The 20,100-nt window shown below is 67.3% G+C and carries 19 protein-coding genes; 7 read left to right on the forward strand and 12 right to left on the reverse strand.

All coding sequences use genetic code 11. The annotated features are described in order from the left end of the window. Positions 1-403 precede the first annotated feature (403 nt). The 6 genes from QH196_RS24975 to QH196_RS25000 form a co-directional block, all read right to left on the reverse strand. Positions 404-829: a GyrI-like domain-containing protein gene (locus tag QH196_RS24975; protein ID WP_033246556.1), complete on the reverse strand. Its 426-nt coding sequence runs from the start codon at positions 827-829 to the stop codon at positions 404-406. A 6-nt stretch (positions 830-835) separates the two neighbouring features. Further along, the gene (locus QH196_RS24980; protein WP_280418268.1) at positions 836-1,297 is read right to left on the reverse strand and encodes a GyrI-like domain-containing protein; all 462 of its coding nucleotides are present in this window, start codon (positions 1,295-1,297) and stop codon (positions 836-838) included. 179 nt (positions 1,298-1,476) lie between these two features. After that, positions 1,477-3,816, reverse strand: a complete 2,340-nt coding sequence (locus QH196_RS24985) for a transglycosylase domain-containing protein (RefSeq protein ID WP_280418269.1) — start codon at positions 3,814-3,816, stop codon at positions 1,477-1,479. 62 nt (positions 3,817-3,878) lie between these two features. Then, positions 3,879-4,766 (reverse strand): carbohydrate ABC transporter permease, encoded by an 888-nt coding sequence (locus tag QH196_RS24990; RefSeq protein ID WP_280418270.1) that lies wholly within the window; start codon positions 4,764-4,766, stop codon positions 3,879-3,881. After that, on the reverse strand, positions 4,763-5,689 hold the full coding sequence (locus tag QH196_RS24995; protein WP_280418302.1) for a carbohydrate ABC transporter permease: 927 nt from the start codon (positions 5,687-5,689) through the stop codon (positions 4,763-4,765). Before QH196_RS24995 ends, QH196_RS24990 begins: the two co-directional genes overlap by 4 nt. 149 nt (positions 5,690-5,838) lie before the next feature. Continuing rightward, positions 5,839-7,122, reverse strand: a complete 1,284-nt coding sequence (locus tag QH196_RS25000) for an ABC transporter substrate-binding protein (RefSeq protein ID WP_280418271.1) — start codon at positions 7,120-7,122, stop codon at positions 5,839-5,841. 241 nt (positions 7,123-7,363) lie between these two features. Here QH196_RS25000 and QH196_RS25005 point away from each other — a divergent pair, with 241 nt between their 5' ends. Together QH196_RS25005 and QH196_RS25010 are read left to right on the forward strand one after the other, a co-directional pair. Continuing rightward, the gene (locus QH196_RS25005; protein ID WP_280418272.1) at positions 7,364-8,233 is read left to right on the forward strand and encodes a DUF2786 domain-containing protein; all 870 of its coding nucleotides are present in this window, start codon (positions 7,364-7,366) and stop codon (positions 8,231-8,233) included. Positions 8,234-8,366: 133 nt separating this feature from the next. Then, complete coding sequence (locus QH196_RS25010; RefSeq protein WP_280418273.1) at positions 8,367-8,897, forward strand: TIGR04338 family metallohydrolase; 531 nt, start codon at positions 8,367-8,369, stop codon at positions 8,895-8,897. 61 nt (positions 8,898-8,958) lie between these two features. Here the strand turns inward: QH196_RS25010 and QH196_RS25015 are convergent, their stop codons facing one another. Both QH196_RS25015 and QH196_RS25020 read right to left on the reverse strand, forming a co-directional pair. Continuing rightward, complete coding sequence (locus tag QH196_RS25015; protein ID WP_280418303.1) at positions 8,959-9,939, reverse strand: o-succinylbenzoate synthase; 981 nt, start codon at positions 9,937-9,939, stop codon at positions 8,959-8,961. A 96-nt stretch (positions 9,940-10,035) separates the two neighbouring features. After that, positions 10,036-10,953: an AraC family transcriptional regulator gene (locus tag QH196_RS25020; RefSeq protein ID WP_280418274.1), complete on the reverse strand. Its 918-nt coding sequence runs from the start codon at positions 10,951-10,953 to the stop codon at positions 10,036-10,038. A gap of 127 nt (positions 10,954-11,080) precedes the next feature. Between QH196_RS25020 and QH196_RS25025 the strand changes: the two genes are divergently transcribed. Then, positions 11,081-12,115, forward strand: a complete 1,035-nt coding sequence (locus QH196_RS25025; protein ID WP_280418275.1) for a saccharopine dehydrogenase NADP-binding domain-containing protein — start codon at positions 11,081-11,083, stop codon at positions 12,113-12,115. Further along, a complete protein-coding gene (locus QH196_RS25030) occupies positions 12,115-13,389 on the forward strand; it encodes an SGNH/GDSL hydrolase family protein (protein WP_280418276.1) in 1,275 nt (424 codons plus the stop codon). Before QH196_RS25025 ends, QH196_RS25030 begins: the two co-directional genes overlap by 1 nt. 10 nt (positions 13,390-13,399) lie before the next feature. Here QH196_RS25030 and QH196_RS25035 read toward each other — a convergent pair whose 3' ends face one another. After that, entirely contained in the window at positions 13,400-14,569 is a 1,170-nt protein-coding gene (locus tag QH196_RS25035) for a thiolase family protein (RefSeq protein ID WP_280418277.1), read from the reverse strand. A 105-nt stretch (positions 14,570-14,674) separates the two neighbouring features. Between QH196_RS25035 and QH196_RS25040 the strand changes: the two genes are divergently transcribed. Then, on the forward strand, positions 14,675-15,172 hold the full coding sequence (locus QH196_RS25040; RefSeq protein ID WP_280418278.1) for a winged helix-turn-helix transcriptional regulator: 498 nt from the start codon (positions 14,675-14,677) through the stop codon (positions 15,170-15,172). Positions 15,173-15,285: 113 nt separating this feature from the next. Here the strand turns inward: QH196_RS25040 and QH196_RS25045 are convergent, their stop codons facing one another. Then, the gene (locus tag QH196_RS25045) at positions 15,286-16,359 is read right to left on the reverse strand and encodes an ABC transporter ATP-binding protein (protein ID WP_280418279.1); all 1,074 of its coding nucleotides are present in this window, start codon (positions 16,357-16,359) and stop codon (positions 15,286-15,288) included. 530 nt (positions 16,360-16,889) lie between these two features. Between QH196_RS25045 and QH196_RS25050 the strand changes: the two genes are divergently transcribed. Further along, on the forward strand, positions 16,890-17,456 hold the full coding sequence (locus tag QH196_RS25050) for a hypothetical protein (RefSeq protein WP_280418280.1): 567 nt from the start codon (positions 16,890-16,892) through the stop codon (positions 17,454-17,456). 27 nt (positions 17,457-17,483) lie between these two features. Here QH196_RS25050 and QH196_RS25055 read toward each other — a convergent pair whose 3' ends face one another. Continuing rightward, on the reverse strand, positions 17,484-18,188 hold the full coding sequence (locus QH196_RS25055) for a TetR family transcriptional regulator (protein ID WP_280418281.1): 705 nt from the start codon (positions 18,186-18,188) through the stop codon (positions 17,484-17,486). A 354-nt stretch (positions 18,189-18,542) separates the two neighbouring features. On the opposite strand from QH196_RS25055, the gene QH196_RS25060 reads away from it, so the two are divergent. Continuing rightward, positions 18,543-18,971, forward strand: coding sequence for a hypothetical protein (locus tag QH196_RS25060; protein WP_280418282.1), 429 nt, complete (start codon positions 18,543-18,545; stop codon positions 18,969-18,971). A 127-nt stretch (positions 18,972-19,098) separates the two neighbouring features. Here the strand turns inward: QH196_RS25060 and pip are convergent, their stop codons facing one another. Continuing rightward, entirely contained in the window at positions 19,099-20,070 is a 972-nt protein-coding gene (pip, locus tag QH196_RS25065; RefSeq protein ID WP_280418283.1) for a prolyl aminopeptidase, read from the reverse strand. Positions 20,071-20,100: the final 30 nt, after the last annotated feature.

Consider the following 20,100-nt stretch of genomic DNA (forward strand, 5'->3'; position numbering starts at 1 on the left):
CCCCGGCGCGCGGGGGGGGGGGGGGCGCCCCCGTGGGGGGGGCGGCCCCCCCCCCCCCCCCCGGGGGGCGGCCCCCCGCGGGCGCGGCCCCCCCCCCACAAACCTTCTCCGGCTACCCACCACTCCACCCCCGCACCCCGCCAAAACCACAAAAAAACTTACTTGTTTTTTTGGGCGCCCCTGCGGGGCCCGGGGTTTGGCCCCCTTTGGCGTTGTGCTTCAGCCCGCGATACTCGCGGCTGCGCCGCATTGTCTCGCGGGCGGAAAGCATGGACGGGCCGAACCCTTCGATGGCCTCGCTGGACTCGGCGCCACCGTGGTTGCGTCGAGGGGCGCGGCTCGAGTGCTTGCCGAACTCAGGGCCGCCGCCGGGTGTTTGCAGGGAGGAGCTAATGATCGGCGCTCAGTCGAGGGATACGTAGACCTCTACTGAGGTGGGGCCTGTGTAGCGTTCGAGTTCGGCGGTGTGGGAGCGGGTGATCGTGCCTGCTTTTTCCGCTTCCCGGACTCGGGCCCAGGCCGTGCGGAGCAGATCGTAGGGCTTCTCGGTGACCACGAATTTCGCGTAGCGACCGGCCGGGACCCGGGTGAGCACATCGCCGGGGTCGAGGTCGGCCAAGCCGGTGATCTCGTAGCCGAGGACGGCCACGGCATGATCGTCCTGGCCGATATAGGCGGCGACCCGGGGTACTTCCTTCTCCCGGCTCAGATAGCGATCCCAGGTGAAGTTGACCAGGTCCAGATCGCGGGCCGATACCTCACGGCCGGCCAGCGGAACGGTGAGGCCGGCGACCATACTCTCGTCGAGGGTGACAATTTCGAAATCCACAGCTTCCTACCTGCCCGCCGAATCGTCTTCTGCCAGTGCCACGAAAACCTCCACCGTGTGCTCGTCCGGATACCGTTCGTGGTCCCCGGTGTAGGAACGCACGAGACGGCCGGCGGCTTCGGCGTCCCAGATGGCGCGCCACAGGGTCACGATGGTTTCGCCCAGATTCTCACCGCTGAGGGAGAACCGCGCGTACCGTCCGGCCGGGATCCGGGCGAGCACATCACCGGGTAGTAGATCGTCGAGGCTGCGGCAGCGGTAGCCGATGATATGGGTCAGGTACGAATTGATCTCGGGGGCATGATCGACGAACGCACTGGCCGGCGGTCCGGGTAAGGCACGGGACAGATTGAGCTTCCAGGCCTCCTCCACTTTCTTACGGCGCGGCCCTTCCACGGCGAGGGCTGGGCTGCGAAGCACCATTCCCGCCACCAGCGTTTCCGGGCGGTCAACGACATTGAATTCCACCGGCGTAGCCCCTATGTCTCGTCATCCGTCGTCGCTCCAGCGCATATCCTCCCGCACGCCCGCCCCGGCACGAGCGTGGGCCCGGTGCCGGTCGGTCGGATGGGCGACATCTCACTCTGGCCAACGATGCTGCCATGCCGACCGTTCCTTCGCCGGTATCCCGAGCGGAAATCCGTGGATCACGGCACCGGAACGGTAACGCCGGGCAGTATTTCGACCACTCGCGGCGGAGGCGGAGGTGCCGGCGGCGGTGGCGGCGCGATGATCGGCGGTGCAGGGGCGGGTGGTTCGGGTTGGGGCGCGGGTTCGGGTGCGTACTCCGGTTCGGGCACATACGGTTCGGAGGCCGGCGGGATCACGATGAACGGCTGCTGCTGTTGCTCCGGTTCCGGCTGCGGAGGCGGGTTGAGGATGTCGTACGGGTTGCCCGACGGCTGCTGGTTCGTGCCGGGTGCCGCTGCCGGCGGTGGGGCGGGGGCCGGGTTGCCGATCTGCTCCACGGGTGTATCCGCCAGCGCACCGTCCATGGTCTGTTTCCAGATATCGGCGGGCAGCCCGGAGCCGTAGATGCGGCCGCCGCCGGCGGTCATGATCGGCAGATTGCGTTCGGTGCCGACCCATACCGCCGTCGACAGCGAGGGCGTGAAACCGACCATCCAGGCGTCCTTGTTCTGCCCGGTATCACCCAGCTGGGTGGTGCCGGTTTTGGCGGCCGAGGGGCGCCCGCTCAGCCCGTGCCCGTTGGAGTAGTCGGCGATCGGCCGCATGGCCGTGGCAGTCTTTGCCGCGATATCCGGGGGAATCCGCTGTTCGGAGGGCGGCGGTTGTTCCCCGGTCTGCTGCTCCGGGTCGCTGCTGCGGTCGAGCAGGACCCGGCCGTCGCCGCGAACCACCCGCTGTACGAAATACGGGGGGTGATAGCGGCCTTCACCGGCGATGGTCGCATAGGCCGAGGCCATATCCAGCGGGCGCACCAGGTAGGTGCCCAGCACGATCGACGGCATGGGCTGCTCACCCATCTCGGTCAGCGACTTACCCGGCACGCCGGGAATATCGTGCGGTATCCCGGCCTGGTGCGCGGCATCGGCGATGGCCTGGGGACCGTTGTTCATGGCCAGGGTGAGCCGGTAGAAACTGGTGTTGAGCGAACGTTTGAACGCTTCGGACAGCGGGCAGGTCCCGCAGGATTCGTTCTCGACATTGCGCACATCGACGCCGTTGACGTCCACCGGTGCGCTGTCGAACGCGCGGGACAGCGGGATTCCCTGCTGCAGCGCGGCCAGCACCGCGAAGGTCTTGAACGCCGAACCGGTCTGCACCGGGGCCTGGGCGAAATCGAAACCGATACCGTCGGCGCCGCCGTAGTAGGCGCGTACCGCCCCGGACCGCGGGTCGATGGAGACCACCGCGCTGCGCAGTTCCGGTGGCTGCCCGGCGAGACTTTCGTCGGCGGCCGCCTGTGCGGCCTGCTGCGCCTTGGCGTCGATCGTGGTGACGATACGCAGGGCGCCGGTGTTCACCTCTTCCTGCGATATCCCGGCGGCCGCGAGTTCACGCAGCACCTGGGCCTTGATATGCCCTTCGGGGCCGCGTTCGACGATGTTCTCGTCGAATACCGGCGGCGGGATCGTGGGCGGGAAAACCACCGTGGGGCGTTCACCGGGCGCCAGGGACCCCATGGCGACCATGCCGTCGACGACATAGTTCCAGCGTTGCAGCAGCTGCGGAAGTTTGGTCTCCGGGTCCAGCCCGGACGGCGAGCGGATGAGTGCGGCCAGTACCGCTCCCTCGGCAACGGACAGTTCGGCGACCGGCTTACCGAAATAGGCCCGCGCACCCGCCTCGATCCCGTAGGCGCCGCGCCCGAAATAGATGGTGTTGAGGTAGGCGTGCAGGATCTCGTCTTTACTCCACTCCCGCGCCATCTTCGCGGAGATGATCAGCTCGTGCGCCTTACGGCTCACCGTTCGCTCGGGGCCGAGAAAGGCGTTCTTGACGTACTGCTGGGTGATGGTGGAGCCGCCGCCCGCATCGGCCCGGCCCAGGGCGTTGTCGCGCAGGGCGCGTAGCAGGCCGGTGGGGGAGAAACCGGGGTTGTCGTAGAAGTTGCGGTCCTCCGCGGAGAGTACGGCGTCGCGGACGTGCACCGGCACCTGTTCCAGCGGTACCGGGGTGCGGTTGCCCTCGGGCGGCACCACCTTGGCCAGCTCCGTGGTGCCGTCGGAGGCGGTGATGGTGGCGGTCTGGTTCACCGGCACGGTACCGGCCGCCGGGATCTCCGCGCTCCAGTACACCAGCGCCACTAGCAGCGCGGGGACGGCGACCAGGATGATGAACAGCCACAGGAGCAGGTGGCGGATGCGCTGGCCCCGGGAACGGGGCGGGCGGCGGTACTGCGGGGGCCGGGGCGGCCGGGGTCGCCCACCGGTGTCGAGCTGGTTCCAACCGGCGAGCGAGGGGTATTGCGGCGATCTGGGAGTGTTGGGGCCACGCGGGGGTTGGAACGAGCTCACGATCATCTCCTCCCGGAGCGTCGGAAAAACTCAGGCGCACCACCGCCCGACCCCAGGATACCCAGTGATCAGCTTTTGACCCCGCCTGCGGTCAGTCCGGAGATGATGCGTCGCTGGAACACCAGTACCAGAATTACCAGCGGTACGGTTACCAGCGTGCCCGCCGCCATAATCGACGCATAGGGCTCTACCTGGGGATTGTTCCCGGAGAACCGCGCGATGGCCACTGTTACCGGTTCCGTGTCGCTACCGGAGAGCACCCGGGCGAGCAGATACTCGTTGACCGCGGCGATGAACGCCAGGATCGCGGTGGTGAATACCGCCGGGGCCGCCAGCGGCAGCATCACGAGCCGGAAAGCCTGCAATTTGGTGGCCCCGTCGATCCGGGCGGCCTCCTCGAGTTCCCACGGGAGATCGGCGAAGAACGACGCCAGGATGTACACCGTCAGCGGCAGCACGAACGAGATATTGGGCAGGATCAACGCCTGGTACTTGCCGATCCAGCCGATATCGGTGAACAGCTGGAACAGCGGGGTCACCAGGACGACCACCGGGAACATCGAAGCGCTCAGGATCACCCCGGACACCAGATAGCGGCCCTTGAAGGTGAGCCGTGCCAGCGCGTAGGCCGCCATCACCCCGATGACCAGCGCGATCGCGGTACTGGCCGCGCCGATGATCACACTGTTGAGCAGCGCCTTGCCGAAATCGTTACCCCGGCTCGTGTCGAAGACGTCGCGGAAATTATCGAGCGTGATGTGCGTGGGCCACGGCGTGGGGTCGAAGGTGTAGGCGGGATCGCGGAACGCGGTCACCGCCATCCAATAGAACGGTCCGAGCCCCCAGAGCAGCACGATGAGCGCGCCCACATAGATACGAGCCGAGCCGAGCCGCCGCCTCCAGGACTGGCGGGGCCGGGCGGGGGAACCGGTTTGCTGTGTAGTCACCGCGGTCATGCCTTCCGCTGCTCTTCCTGCGTCCGCACCGCGTTCGCGCCCAGTACCTTCACCAGGACGAAGGCCACCGCGAAGATCAACAGGAAGGTGATCGTCGAGAGCGCCGCCGCGCTGTTGGGACCCTGCCGGGTCTGCTCGACCACCAGCACCGACAAGGTCCGGGTGGCCGGCAGGTTATCGGTCATGATGGCGGGCAGGTCGTACATGCGCAGCGCGTCCATGGCGCGGAACAGCACCGCGACCAGCAGCGCCGGTTTCAGCAGCGGCATCGTCACCTGGGTGAACCGCTGCCAGGCCGAGGCGCCGTCGACCCGGGCCGCCTCGTACACATCCTTCGGGATGATCTGCAACCCCGCCAGCAGCAGCAGCGCCACGAACGGCGCCGTTTTCCACACATCGGCGGCGATCACCGCGAAACGTGCGGGCCAGGTATCGGAGGTCCACAGGATCTCGGTGCCGAAGATGGTGTTGACCAGGCCGTCGTACTGGAACATGAATTCCCAGAGCCGCGCCGTCACCGCAGTGGGGATGGCCCACGGGATCAGTACCGCCGCGCGTAGCAGCGCCCGGCCCCGGAACGTTTTACCCATGACGATCGCCATCCCGAGCCCGATCACGACCTCGAGCGTCACCGTCACCACCGCGAAGAACAGGGTCACCCCGACCGCGCCCCAGAATTCGGAGCCCAGATTGCCGGTGGGGCATTCGGTGACACCGCCGGTGATCACCTGGCATTGGCCGACCAGCCAGTGCAGGTAGTTGTAGAAGGTGCTTTCCCCGTTGTCGACGAAGCGGCCGGTGACGGCGTCGAGCTGATCGTCGTAGTGGAACGACATCCACAGCGCCCGCAACACCGGATACCCGATGACCACGGCGAGGGCTATCAGTACCGGCGCGACGAACAGCCACGCCCTGCCCGTCATCCGCACGTCGTCGCGCAACTTCAGGGCCGTCCCGCCGGTACGCGTTGCGTTCGCGGGCTTATCTGTACGGACCGACGCCTGCGCGTCCGTTCCGGAAGGATCCGACACCGTTCTCTCTCCTGGCTCGCCGGGTCCGGTTGAACAAGTAACTACGATCCGGCCGTCTCGATACCCTTCTGCATGCCGATGATCGCGTCGTTCACGGACTTGGTTCCGGTCAGGGCAGCATATGCGTTGTCCTGAATGGCTTTGGACACCGCCGGATAGAACGGGGTGACCGGTCGGGGCACCGCGTTGGCGATGGCTTCCTTGAGGGCGGGCAGGTACGGCATCTTGGCGATGAGCGCCGGATCGTCGTAGATCGAGGCCCGCACCGAGGGCAGTGCGCCGGAGGCGATGATGTGCTGCGCCTCCTCGCTGATCAGGTACTTCAGGAAATCGAGTGCGGTGGCCTTGTTCTCGGAATACGCGCTGATCGCGGCGTTGTAGCCGCCGAGTGTGGAGGCGCCGATCCCGGTATCGCCGGGCAGCGGCGCCACACCGAATTTGTCCTTGACCGCCGACGATTCGGAGGCGGCGTCACCGTAGGTGGACGGCCAGCTGCGCAGGAACATGAGTTTGCCCTGGTTGAATGCGGCGCCGCTCTCCGGCTCCTGGAAGGTGATCGCTTCGCGGGGGATATCACCGGCTTTGTAGGCGTCCACCAACTGCTGGAGTCCGGCTCGTGATTCGGCACTGTTCACGGTCGGGGTGCGGCCGTCGGTACCGACGAAGGTGCCGCCGAAGGCGTTGATCACCTCCGCGGTGTTCACCGTCAAACCTTCGTACGGCGCGAACTGGCCCGCATAGCAGCCGATCTGCTGCGCCCGTGCGATCGGGCAGCTTGCCAGCATCTCCGACCAGGTACGCGGCGGGGTGGGAACCAGATCCTTGCGGTAGAACAGCAGCCCACCGTTGGTGTTGCGGGGCGCGGCGTAGAGGGTGCCGTTGTAGGTGGCACTGGCGACCGGCGGGGACAGCAGCGGCGCGGTATCGATCGCGAACTGGCCCTCCAGCGGCTGGATCCAGCCCTTGGCGGCGAACTCCGCGGTCCACGGGACGTCCAGGGCCACCACATCGTAGTCCGGCGATTTCGCCCGCATATGTTCGACCAGATCGTCGTACTGGGCGGAGGCGTCGTTGGACTGCTCCTTGTAGGTGACCTGTTCGTCGGGGTGGGTGGCGTTCCAGCGATCGATCAGCTGTTTCACCGCACCGGTTTCGGTGGTGTCCTTACCTTCGACGTAGGTGATCGGGCCGCGGCCGTCCTGGTTCCTGCTGAGCTGCTCATCGGTATCGCTGGTGTTGCAGGCGGTGGCAAAGGTCACAGTCAGCAGCGCGATCGGCCAAAGCACGAGCGCGGCACGTAGAGACGGCACCTTCTTGAAAGCCATCGCGGAACTCCAGGGTCGACACGTGAGCGGCAGCACAAGGCAACATACATGGTGTGAACGTCGCGTGTGGGGTACTCCTGTGGCGAAGGAGCTCCCGCTCACTGCCCGGTCGGTGCCGGGCGGTTCCGGAATCCGCATAAACCACAGGTAGGCGGGTCGCGCTCCGGTCGGTGTGCTGCTTGTCTCCGCTGTCGCGCCCTTCGGCCGGCACAGTTCGGCGGCGTGATTAGGCTGGGTCGCGATGTCCGCCGCGAACGCAGTATCCGACCGCCTGCTCACCAGGATCGGCGGATTGCTGCGCCAAGCCGAATCCACCGACAACGAACACGAGGCCGAGGCCTTCCTCGCCGCCGCCCAGCGCCTGGCCACCCGCTCCTCGATCGACCTGGCCGTGGCGCGGACCCACACCCGGGACCGCGAACGCGGCGCGACGCTCATCCAGCGGGTGATCCCGATCGGCGAACCCGGCCGCAAAGGCCTGCGCACCTACGTCCAGCTGTTCGTGGCCATCGCCGACGCCAACGATGTGCGCTGCGATGTCGCCCGCACCTCCACCCAGGTGTACGCCTACGGGTACGCCGCCGATATCGACGTCTGCGAGGCCCTGTACTCCAACCTGCTGGTGCAGATGGTGCAGGCGTCGGACCGGTACATCAAATCCGGGGCCCACCGGTCGGCGACGATGGAGAAGGTGGTCGTCGAACGACGCCGCGGGCGGCGGGTGCGCCGGGTGGTCCGGGTTCCGGTGGCCGGGGTCACCGCCCGGCTCAACTTCCAGATGGCGTTCGCGGCGCGGGTCGGGGCGCGTCTGGCCGAGACCAAGAAAGAGGTCGAACGGGCGGCCACCACGCGCAATACCGGTGCCGACGAACCGGTCTCCGCAGAACAGGCCGCCGGGACCGCGCTCGCACTGCGCGGTAAGGAGCTCGAACTGGCCGATTTCTACAGCCGCAACTCCGAAGCCCGCGGCACCTGGCGCGGTCCGCAAGCCTCCACCGGCTACGCACCGGATGCCCGGCAGGCCGGGGACCGTGCGGGCCGGGTGGCGCGGCTGGGTTTTTCGCCGGAACTGGACGCGGCCCGTGGGCGCCTCGAGGGCGCGGGCGGGTAGTGGTGTTGCGGAACCGGGTTCGGGGGAGTACGGCCCGCACACCGCGGGGCCGAGTGAATCGAGTACCCGCCACCGGCATCCTCGTGCGCACTGCAATCGCCGGGGCCGCTGCCGAATTCATCCGGCGCCAGATATGACCGGCAGGCGGGATTCTCAGCGCGCCAAGGTGTATGACGCCGAACAGCTGGTGCGCGCGGTATTCGACCGGGCCGACGAATTCGGGCGCCGCACCGTCGAAGTCCACAGTTCGCGCCTGACGCTGCCGGTGGAACGGAAATTCGCCTCGGTGGAATCGGTGCAGGAGTATTGCGTCCGCGTTCTCGCCCTGAATTGGGTGGTGGCGAAATGGGAGCGGGCCGCGGCGTCGATTCGGGTGCGTGCCCGGGCGGGAACCGTTGCGGCCCATTACGAACCCGGTAGCGGTGTGCTCGCCGTACCCGTCCACGCTGATGGGTCCCGACGCGACGGTGGCCCCTGGGCATTGCGGGAGCTGGTGGTATTGCATGAAATCGCACACCATCTGGAGCCACGCCCGGATGCGGTCGCCGCCCACGGCCCGGAATTCTGTGGCAGATACGTCGAATTGGTCGAGGGGATTCTCGGCCCCGAAGCAGGATTCCTCCTGCGTATCACCTTGTACGACAGCGGCGTTTCGCTCGCATGAGCCTGTGCTCGGCGGCGGGCGTGCGGGCGCCGGCTCGCATTCGGATGCTGTCGCGGGCGATTCACTCACCGCGCCTACGCGCCAGTACCTCCCATACGCGGGCGAGCCGTTCGGACCACCAGGCGGTGCGTTCCGGGTCCGGATGCCGGTACTTCTCCAATAGGGCGGGATTCGGTTGAGGGCCAGTGCGCGGGACGGGTAGGTAGCCGTCCACCGGTCGCAGCGAATCGGTCACCAGATCACCTTCGAAAAGAGTCACCGTGCCCAGCCCGCAGGCGTGCTCCAGTTCCGGGAGCGCACCTGCCAGGGCCAGCTGTGCGGACAGTCCGATGCTGGTCTCCAGCGCCGAGGAGATCACGCAGGGCAGCCCTGCCGCCTCGGCCACTTCCAGGGCCCGCCGGACCCCGCCGAGCGGTGTGCACTTGATCACCGCGATATCCGCGGCGCCGGCGACGGCTACCCGCAACGGGTCTTCGGCGCGCCGGATGGATTCATCGGCGGCGATCGGAACATCCACTTTGCGGCGGACTTCGGCGAGTTCTCCGACCGTCCGGCAAGGTTGCTCGACGTACTCCAAACCATCGGCGGCACGGTTGATTTCACGAATGCTCCGGACGGCGGTGTCCACATCCCACACCGCGTTGGCGTCCACCCTGATCGCGCCGCCGGGCCCCAGCGCCGCGCGCACCGCTTCCACCCGTGCCAGATCTTCGGGCAGTGCGCCGGGGTGGTCGGCAACCTTGACTTTCGCGGTCCGGCAACCCGAACCGGTAACGAGATCATGCGCCCGGTCCGGCGCAACCGCGGGGACGGTGCAGTTGATCGGAATGCGATCACGTACGGGCTCCGGCCAGCCCGCATCGATCTGCTCGACGGTGGTCGCCAGCCAGTTCGCGGCTTCGTGATCGTCGTATTCGGGGAATGGACAGAACTCGCCCCACCCCCGCGGTCCGTGCAGGACTATGCCCTCGCGCACGGTGATGCCCCGGAACTTCGACCGCATCGGCATCGCGTAGACGGTGATGGAGTCGATCTCGGGCAGCTCGGTCACCGTCCCCACGTTAGTAGGCCGGCCACCCGCTGTCCGGCGGGCCGGCCGAGAGATACGCCCTGGCCTATGCCGTGGACGCACTGTGTGTCAGACGGCGATGGGCTCGGCACTTTCCGCCTCCTTGCGATATTGCCCAGGGGCGATGCCGAATCGGCGTTTGAATGCTTTGGCGAATGCGAATTCCGAGCTGTAGCCGACCGCGCGGGCCACCGCGGACAGGGCGTCGGTGCTCTCGCGTAACCGTTTCGCCGCGAGGATCATCCGCCAGCTCGCCACGTACGACAACGGTCCTTCGCCTATCGTGGCGACGAATCTGCGGGCCAGCGTTGCTCGGGAAACCCCGGCCGCCGCGGCCAAGTTGTCCACCGTCCATGGGCGTGCCGGATCGGCGTGCACGGCACGTAACGCCGTCGCGACCGCCGGGTCGCCGAATGCCGCGGCCCATCCGGTGGGTCGGGTATCGGCGTTGTCCTCCAGCCATGCCCGCAGGATGTACAGCAGCAGCGTATCCAGCAGCGAGGGTACGAGGGCGTCTGTTCCGGCGCGGGGTCCGGCCAGTTCGGCGGCCAGCAGGTCGACCGCGCCACGCAATCCGGCGTGCCTGCCCAGCTGGGCAGGCAGATGCACGAATTCCGGCAGTCCGTCCAGCATCGGGTGCGGATGGCGCCGATCGAGTGCGTACGCGCCGCACAGCAGCATGCTGCGCGGGCCGGGGCCGGCGATTTCCCGGGGTTCACCGGGCCGGGCAGTCTCGGTGACGGGGGTGGCGGGATCGTCGGCCAGAACATGGTCCGCGCCGCGCGGCATGAACACCACATCACCGATACCGAGCGCGATCGCGTCGCCGCCGGGCACGCACAGCCAGCACGACCCTTGCAGCACGACATGGAAGCCCGCGCCGGGCACCACCGGGTAACGCCGGCCCCACGGGGCGTGCCGGACGAACAAGCCGGAGCTCGGACTGCTGGTGCGGATCGCGGAGACCGCGTCGGAGAGGATGTCCACAACGCGATCATATCGCCATAGATTTGAGTGTTTTGGACATGTATCCGAGATTTTTACCCATTCTCGCACTCAGTGATGATCCGTAGATTCATTCTCGACGGTATCGACCCAGGAACGGGAGTTCGAGATGAAGATCGCTGTATACGGCGCCACCGGCCACACCGGGGGCCACCTCACAGCAGAGCTGGTACGGCAGGGTGCCGACCGGATCCTGGTAGGCCGCGACAGCGACCGGCTGCGGACGCTCGCCCGAGATACTCGCTCCGAGAGGCGGATTGCCACACTCGACGACCACGAAGCTCTTGTTGCGGCGTTCACCGGAGTCGACGCGGTGATCAGCAGCCTGCCGGCCTATGTCGAACGCGGCGCACCGGTGCTGAGGGCCGCGATCGCTGCGGGAGCACACTATGTGGACCTTTCGGGCGAACAACTGTGGTTGAAGCGGGCATTCGACGAATTCGGCACGGCGGCCCGCCGAGCGGGTGTAGCAGCCATCCCCGGGATCACCGACAGCAATCTGCCCGGTGATCTGCTTGCCAACCTCGCCGTCCGGCAGGTCGACGGACCGGCGGATATCGTGATCAGCCACCGCACCAGAAGCGGCGGCGAGGGGTCACGAGGGAGCGCCCGGACCCTGTTGGCGAGCCTGGACTGGTTCCGCAGCGGTGGCTGGCACTATCAGGACGAGGGGCTGCGGCGCGGTCCCCTCGACAGGTACACCACGATGCTGTTCCCCGGCGACACCGAGGAGACCGCGGTGACGAAATTCCCGCAACCACCGGTGCTGACGATTCCCCGGCACACCCCGGTCCGCTTCGTGAGCGGAGTCCTGGACGTGAACATCCACGCGGCCGTGGGCGGGGTGACCCCGGACCTCGTCGATACGTTGCCGGAAGGACCGTCGCCGACCGCCGATATGCGATACGACCTGGTGGTGGACGCGATCGGCGCGGACGGTGCGACCGTGCGCGCGGTACTGAGCGGTGTCGACTCCTACCGCGACTCCGCACTCATGGCGGTGGCCGCGGCCACCACTCTCGTCGATACCGAATCCGTGCGCCCCGGGGTGCTGGCGGCTGCCGAGGCGTTCGCACCGAGGGAATTCCTCGATGCGCTCGCGCCGCACGGAATCACCTGGCGCATCGAGGATCAGGTGCGGTGATGAGTGTCCGGAGGCTACCGACCGTCGTGCTTTCGGCACTGCTGGGCGTCCTGATCACGCTTTCCGGTACCGCGTTGTACGTCAGTGCCTCCGGATCGAGTGGGCCACACGAAACCTGGCTCGACAGTTGGTCCGCCGCGCAGATACCGGCCGGTGAGGTGCTCGGGCCGAATTGGTCGGCCGCCGGCTTCGCCGGTCACACCATCCGCCAGACCGTGCGCCCCACCCTCGCCGGCGAATCCGTACGGATCACCCTGTCCAATCTCTTCGGTGATCGACCGTTGCCGATCACGGCGGCCACGATCGCGCAGGCAGCCGAAGGGGCAGCGGTACGTTCGGGCACGGTGCGCCCGCTCTCCTTCGGCGGTGCACCGGGCACGGTGATCCCGCTGGGCGCCGAACTCACCGGCGATGCCATCGATTACCCGGTCAACGCGCGGCAATCGCTCACCGTGACCCTGTATCTCGGCCGGCCCACCGGGCCCGCCACCTTCCACTATCTCGCCAACAGCACCACATATCGGGCGATCGGCGATCACAGCGCCGATATCGACGGTGGGGCATTCAACGAATCGAGCAGGTCGTGGTACTACCTGACCGGTGTCGAGGTCGTCGGCAGGCCGAACCGTGACGGCGTGGTCGTTTTCGGCGATTCCCTCACCGACGGCGCCGGGGCATGGCCCGATATGGACAATCGCTACCCGGACGTGCTGGCCGACCGGCTTGCCGTGGCCGGTCGGCCGCGCGCCGTGCTCAACACCGGGATCGGCGGGAACCGTGTCGTATCGGATTCCCCATATGTGGGCCAGCGCGCGATAACTCGATTCGGCCGCGATGTGCTCGACAAGGAGGGGATCGGCACCGTGATCCTGCTCTCGGGCATCAACGATATCGGCGCAAGTGAAGTGCACGAGCCATGGATGCGCCCGAATCCCGAGGTCGGTGCCGGCCGGTTGATCGCCGAATACCGCCGGCTGATCCGGATGGCGCACGCCGACGGCTTGCGCATCGTCGGCGGCACCCTGTTGCCCTACCGGGGAGCTTCCTATTACAGCGAACGTGGCGAACGGGTCCGGGACGCGGTCAACGCCTGGATTCGCGGTTCCGGGGAATTCGACGCCGTCGTCGACTTCGAACGTAGGCTGGCCGACCCGGCGGACCCCGACGTACTCGCCGCGCGGTTCGACAGCGGAGACCACCTGCACCCCGGTCCAGTCGGGTACTCCGCCATGGCCGACGCCGCCGTGGGCGTCTTGACGGGGCAGTCCGACTAGGCACGGGGGCTCAGAGGCGTTCGAGGATCGTGGCGTTGGCGAGACCGCCGGCTTCGCACATGGTTTGTAACCCATAACGAGCGCCGCGGTCCTGCATGGCGTGGACCAGGGTGGTGAGCAGCCGGGCCCCGGAGGCGCCGAGCGGGTGGCCGAGGGCGAGCGCGCCGCCGTTGACATTCACCCGCTGCGGGTCGGCGCCGGTTTCGCGGTTCCACGCCGACACCACGGAGGCGAAAGCTTCGTTGATCTCGATCAGGTCGATATCGTCGATGGTGAGGCCGGCGCGGTCGAGTACTTTGCGGGTCGCCGGGATGACTGCGGTGAGCATGAGCAGGGGATCGTCGCCTGCCACCGCGAAACTGTGCAGCCGGGCCAGTGGGCGCAAGCCGAGTTCGCGTGCTCGTTCGCCGGTGGTGATCAGGACCGCGGCGCTTCCGTCGCTGATCTGGCTGGCGGAGGCGGCGGTGATATTCCAGCCGATCTGCGGGAAACGCTCGGCCATGGTCTCGTCGTAATAGGCGGAACGCAGGGCGGCGAGAGTGTCCAGGGTGGATCCGGTGCGGATGCCTTCGTCGGTTTCGAGTCCGGCGAGGGGCGCGAGTTCGGCGTCGAATCGGCCGTTTTTGGTTGCGTGCGCCGCTTTCTCGTGACTGCCGAGCGCGAATTCGTCGAGTTCGGTGCGCGATATACCCCATTTCGCGGCGATGAGTTCGGCGCTGATCCCCTGGGGGACCAGGCCTTCCGGATAACGCTGCGCGAAGCCCACGCCGGATATATCGTCGGCGCCCCGTGCGCTCGAGCCCATCGGGACCCGGCTCATGGATTCGACGCCGGTGGCGATCACCATGTCGTAAGCACCGGCGATCACTCCCTGTGCCGCGAAATGCACGGCCTGCTGGCTGCTGCCGCACTGCCGGTCGACCGTGGTGGCGGGTACCGATTCCGGGAAACCGGCTGCGAGGGCGGCCCGGCGGGTCATGTTCACGCCCTGTTCTCCGACTTGGCTGACGACCCCGCCGATCACGTCGTCGACCAGTGCGGGATCGATTCCGGTGCGTTCGACCAGGGTGCGCAGGCTGTGTGCCATGAGGTCCACCGGGTGGACCGAGTGCAGGGCTCCGCTGGGTTTGCCCCGCCCGATCGGGGTCCGGACCGCATCGACGATGACTGCGTCTCGCATGGTGATTCCTTCCGTCACCAGAGACCTCGCTCTGGCTAAAGTTATCTAAAGCCAGGGTAGGCGCTGGCGTTACTCGAGGCAAGCCAGGGTAGATAGAATGAGCGCATGGCAGCCGTGATGGAAGGCCCCCTGGCCGATCTGAACTCGTGGAAACCGGACCAGTGCTCGATCGCACTGGCAATGGACGTGGTCGGTACCCGCTCGGCCGTCCTCATCCTGCGCGAGGCCTACTACGGCACCACCCGCTTCGACGGATTCGCCGCCCGGGTCGGTATCACCGACGCGGCGGCCTCCGGTCGGCTACGCAAACTCACCGAGGCGGGGCTGTTCACCAAACAGCCGTACCAGGAGGAAGGTAAACGCACCCGCCATGAGTACATCCTCACCCGCAAGGGTCGCGACCTACTCCCGGTTGTGCTCGCCCTCATGCAATGGGGCAACACCTACCTCCAGCCCGGCCCCCCACCGCTGGACCTGGTCGAAGCCGCCACCGGTGACCCGGTCCGGGTGCAGGTCCGCAGCGAATCCGGCCGCGAAATCGGGGTCGACGAGCTGGGTGTGCGCCTCAACGAGGAATGGCGGGCAGCCCGGCGGCGCGGGTAGGGCAGCAGACTTCGGCCGCGGCACGCTCGGCGCATCGAGGGTTGTCTTCGACACAGGACACGAGAGGAACCGATATCGAGGTGCAAGCGCCCTCGCCGAATCGGTACTTCCGGCTAGTTCAGGCGGCGGCCGTCGTCGGCGGCGAAGAAGTAGACGTGATCGGTGCCCGGAGTGAGGTGTACCCGACTGCCTTTGGCGGGCGGATTGCGCCAGTCGGTGCGCGCGACAATCGTCTCGACACCGGCGGTGTGGTCGGCGGGGCGGCCATAGATGAAGGCGTCGGAACCTAGTTCCTCGACCACATCGACCTCGATTTCGATACCGGATTCGCCGGTGTCGAGGTGTTCGGGGCGGATCCCGATCGTCACGGAGGTGCCCGCCTCGTCGGCCACCGACCTGGGCAGCTGCAAGGTGTAACCCCCGACCCGGACCTCGCCGCCGGACACGGGGAGCGTGAACAGGTTCATCGCCGGCGAACCCATGAAGCCGGCGACAAAGACGTTCGCCGGGTCGCGGTAGAGGTCGCGCGGGGAGGCGCACTGCTGCAGCAGGCCGTCGCGCATGACCGCGACCCGGTCGCCCATGGTCATGGCCTCCACCTGGTCGTGGGTGACGTAGACGGTGGTGGTCGCCAGCCGGCGCTGCAACTGCGCGATCTGGGTGCGGGTCTGCACCCGCAGCTTCGCGTCCAGGTTGGACAGCGGCTCATCCATCAGGAACACCTGCGGATTGCGCACGATCGCCCGCCCCATCGCGACCCGCTGCCGCTGACCACCCGACAGCGCCTTCGGCAGCCGGTCCAGGAACGGCTCCAGGTCGAGCAGGCGGGCCGCCTCCAGCACCCGGCGTTTTTTCTCGTCCTTGTCGACCTTCGCCAGTTTGAGCGCGAAGCCCATGTTCTCGGCGACCGTCATATGCGGGTACAGCGCATAGTTCTGGAAGACCATCGCGATATCGCGGTCCTTGGGGTCGGTATCGGTGACATCGCGATCCCCGATGAGGATGCGCCCGCCGGTCACCTCCTCGAGCCCGGCCAGCATTCGCAGCGAGGTCGACTTCCCGCAGCCCGACGGGCCCACCAATACCAGGAACTCGCCGTCGGAGATCTCGAGCTCGAGCTGATCGACGGCGGGCGTCTTCGCACCCGGGTACTGCCTGCTGGCGCGATCAAAGGTCACCGTGGCCACGGCTGTTCACTTCCCTTCACCGATTGGAACACGCGAAGTGGAGCGAATCCGCAACTTGTGCGTGGTCATGGCGTCAGAGGCTACCGCTGGTGTTCTCGAGCTCCGCATGGTCTGTAGGTTTCCGGAGCAAATCGTGCCAGCGAACACCCTCGCTGTCCACCCGTTCGGGGGCGCCCGCCGCGGGTGATTCGGTGGGCCGGGACCGCCGGATCGGGGCGGCCGGGGTGGGCGCGAGAAGTGTGCGCCGAGACGGTCCTCCGGGGCTGCCCGGCCGTGTGCAACCCGCGTCCAGGCCGCTTTTCGTGGTGTTTCGGCTGGCTGTGGACAGTGGCGGGAATCAGCCGCTTTCAGTTGTTCCGAACGGCCGATGAACAGGTGATAACCGTGTTACTGTCACCCTGCTCGCGCTGCGGGGACCGAATTTTCCGGGCAGCGTGGGCGCCGGTGGCCGGGAGTTCACCGCCCGGACCGCAGCGTGCTCGCGGGCCGCATCGAGGTGGCGTAGTAGTTCGATAGAACGGAATAGCAAGATGGCAGTGCAGTTGGCCGTTGCCGATGATTTCGACAGTTCCGAAACCCGCGCCCCCGCACGATCGGGTGCCGCTACCAGGCCCCGGCGGATACCGCGGCATACCGGAGTCGTCCTGGGCTCCTCGGTCGCCGAGGTCGTGGATTGCCTGGGCGGCTGGATTTTCGACCGGGCACTCGCCGGCTGCGAAACAATCGTTTTCACACCGCCGGGCGATAGCCGGGCACTGGAGATTCTGGGTGCGAAAGCCGCGGACTACGGCGATATCCCGGTCGTTCCGGGCTGGTGTGACGGCTTCGGGGTGCTGGCGGTTTCCGCCGGGATATATGCGGCCGACGAGAAGGCCAGGGCTGCGGTCAGCGCCCGCCGCGGCGATGGCACGGGCCGGACCTATCTGTGGGGTGAACAGTCCGCGGCCGGGACCGGCCCGGAGTTCGCGGTGATCACACCCCATCGGGTCAGCCTGGCCGGTCAGGCGTTCAAACGGCAAGCACTGACAGCGGCCGGACTTCCCGCGGGCCGGCAATCGGCCGCCGAACTGCTCTGGTCCGAGCCTGGAGCGCGTTAGGCGTCCCGCCCGCCGTCCGGGATCCGGTCAGGACCGATCTGTACGAGGGCGGTCCTGTCCTTCCGGTGCTGCGCCGGGCCGCTCGATACCGGGCCCGTACAGCGAGAACAGCGAGAAGTCCAGCGCCGGTCCGGTCGCTGCTGTTCCGGGCTGCGGCTGCTGCGTCGCGAGCTTGGAATTATCGCTGGTCAGCCGGTACACAACACGCTCGAGCGTGGACAGGATGGTGGGGACGTCGGCCGTGCCGTCGACCAAACGGCCCACCATCGTGTAACAGAGATTGATCAGGACCACCGCGATATCGGCGACGTAGTCGCGATCCAGACCCTCGAGCAGATGCGCGGCGGCCGGCAGGACAACTTCGAAACCCTGCCGGTCGAGCCGGTCCCCACCGGCTGTGGTGCGGGCCCGGTAGAAGGCGTGTGCCATCCGCGGGCTGTCTTCCCATGGCTGGAATACCCGCCGCACCAGGCGCATCAGCCCGTCGGCCAGCGGCTCATCGTGGGGCGGTGGCGACAGTTCGACGTAGGAGTGGTTCGCCATCCACGCCTCGACCGCCGCCAAGATGAGCTCGTCCCGGTTGCCGTGCAGGCCGTAGATGGTCGTCAGCGAGACCCGGGCTCGTTTGGCGACCGCCCGCAACTGCACCGCGTCGTAACCGTCGGACTCGATGATCTCGACGACGGCATCGAGAATCCTCGCCGCGGCGTCCATCTCGCCGGACCCATTCACCGGGCTATGGTAACCCGGTATTTTCGCAGTCAGGCCCGCCGAACCGGAGTGGGCTCCACTTCCGCGGGCGGCCGCACACGTCGCAGGACGCCGTCGAACGCGGTGACATACAGTGCGAAACGATCACCGTCGGCCGCGATCGGACCGAACCACCATGACCGCGACTGCCGCGAAGAGCACCCGGATCCTTCCCACGTGTCCCTATCGCCCGAGCCTATGTCAGCCGGCCGGCTCCGGGCGCCGACGCGGAATATCTCGAGGCCGGCGTGGACGCGTATGCCGGGCGCTCCGTGCGCGGCCGATCCCGGTCAACAAGTCTCGGCGCTGGTATGCCGTCCTGTGTACGTTGGCGGTATGACGCTGATCGACGAACTTCCCGCGGCGACCGCCGATGTGCTGCGACGACGGGCGGGCGCGGCCGGTGTGCAGATGTGGACGCAGATGCGCCGGGAGTTGATCGCGCTGGCGCGGCGGCGGGCGCCGATCGATGACGTGGTGGATTTCCTGCGCGAGCAGCGTCCGGGATGGGCAGGTTCCGGAGACCTGTCGGCGGTCCGGGAATACGAGTTGCCCGTGGATGTGCGGGATGTGCTGACCGATCGTGCCCTCGCGGCCGGACTACCGGCGGATGAGTACGTGCGCAACGAACTGGCCGGATACCTTCGGCGCGGATCCGTGCGGGATTCGATTCTCGAATTCCGTGAAGTACTCGGCGGTGACGAGACCCGGGCGGGTGAGTTGGCGGAGATCACCGCGGCCATCGGATTCGCGCGCGGAGAGTAGCTGTCCACGCCCACCCGGCGACACCAGCCTCGAGAACTTACCGACCTGCCGACGAGTTGGACGGGCGGAACTGCGTGTGCTCACCGCGACCACCCTGAATGCGGTTTTCGTCCCGGCCCGAGGCCGATCAGCGAGCGAATCGATCGATCGCGTCGAAAATGGCATCGCGCATGGCTGGGCTGCCGGTGTGACCGGAGTCGTCGATGATCCGGAGTTCGGCGTCCGGCCAGGCGCGTGCGAGTTCCCAGGCTGTGCGCAGCGGTGCGGAGAGGTCGAGGCGGCCGTGTATGAGGATGCCCGGTATTCCGGCGAGCCGGTGTGCGTCGCGTAGCAATTGACCGTCGTCGAGCCATCCGGTGTGTGCGAAGTAATGGGTGCAGATCCGGACGAACGCCAGTAGCGTGGCATCCGGTTGCGCGGTGTATTGGCCGGGGGCGCCGGAGGTTTCGTGGGCGATGACCGCGTCCTCCCAGGCGCACCAGTTGCGGGCGGCCGTCTCGCGGACTGTCGGATCGTGGTGTTCCATCAGCCGCCGGTACGCCTCGACCAGGTTTCCGTCCCGGTCATCTGCGGGGACGCCGTCGCGAAACCGCTCCCATTCGATCGGCAGCAGTAATCGGAGGTCGTGGTAGAGCCAGTCGACTTCCTGCGGGCGGGTCATCGTCACACCGACCAGCACGATCCCGCTGACCCGCTCCGGGTGACGCTGGGCGTAGGCGAGGATCAGCGTGGAACCCCACGAACCGCCGTAGAGCAGCCAGCGTTCGATACCGAGATGTTCCCGTAGCCGCTCCATATCGGCGATCAGATGGTCGGTGGTGTTGTGCGCCATATCGGTCGATGGGAGCGAGGCGTGCGGCCGGCTCTCACCGCAGCCGCGCTGATCGAACAGCACGACCCGGAAAAGGTCCGGGTCGAACGTCCGGCGCGCTCCTCGGCTGCCGCCGGCACCGGGGCCGCCGTGTACGACGAGAGCGGGTCGCCCGTGCGGATTCCCGCTCGTTTCCCAATACATCTGGTTGTCGTCGCCGACATCGAGCAGCCCGGACGCATAGGGAGCGCTGTCGGGGAACGGCAGTTTCGGCTGCGAGGTCGGCACAACGGCCAACGGTAGCGAAACTCGGACTCG

Origin of the sequence: Nocardia carnea (assembly GCF_029868325.1) — a bacterium.
GTDB classification, from domain to species: domain Bacteria; phylum Actinomycetota; class Actinomycetes; order Mycobacteriales; family Mycobacteriaceae; genus Nocardia; species Nocardia carnea_C.

Coding starts and splice junctions, on each gene's coding strand:
- QH196_RS24985 (WP_280418269.1), bottom strand. CDS start 3,816: ATGATCGTGAGCTCGTTCCAACCCCCGCGTGGCCCCAACACTCCCAGA.
- QH196_RS24990 (WP_280418270.1), bottom strand. CDS start 4,766: ATGACCGCGGTGACTACACAGCAAACCGGTTCCCCCGCCCGGCCCCGC.
- QH196_RS24995 (WP_280418302.1), bottom strand. CDS start 5,689: ATGACGGGCAGGGCGTGGCTGTTCGTCGCGCCGGTACTGATAGCCCTC.
- QH196_RS25000 (WP_280418271.1), bottom strand. CDS start 7,122: ATGGCTTTCAAGAAGGTGCCGTCTCTACGTGCCGCGCTCGTGCTTTGG.
- QH196_RS25005 (WP_280418272.1), top strand. CDS start 7,364: ATGTCCGCCGCGAACGCAGTATCCGACCGCCTGCTCACCAGGATCGGC.
- QH196_RS25010 (WP_280418273.1), top strand. CDS start 8,367: ATGACCGGCAGGCGGGATTCTCAGCGCGCCAAGGTGTATGACGCCGAA.
- QH196_RS25025 (WP_280418275.1), top strand. CDS start 11,081: ATGAAGATCGCTGTATACGGCGCCACCGGCCACACCGGGGGCCACCTC.
- QH196_RS25030 (WP_280418276.1), top strand. CDS start 12,115: ATGAGTGTCCGGAGGCTACCGACCGTCGTGCTTTCGGCACTGCTGGGC.
- QH196_RS25035 (WP_280418277.1), bottom strand. CDS start 14,569: ATGCGAGACGCAGTCATCGTCGATGCGGTCCGGACCCCGATCGGGCGG.
- QH196_RS25040 (WP_280418278.1), top strand. CDS start 14,675: ATGGCAGCCGTGATGGAAGGCCCCCTGGCCGATCTGAACTCGTGGAAA.
- QH196_RS25050 (WP_280418280.1), top strand. CDS start 16,890: ATGGCAGTGCAGTTGGCCGTTGCCGATGATTTCGACAGTTCCGAAACC.
- QH196_RS25060 (WP_280418282.1), top strand. CDS start 18,543: ATGACGCTGATCGACGAACTTCCCGCGGCGACCGCCGATGTGCTGCGA.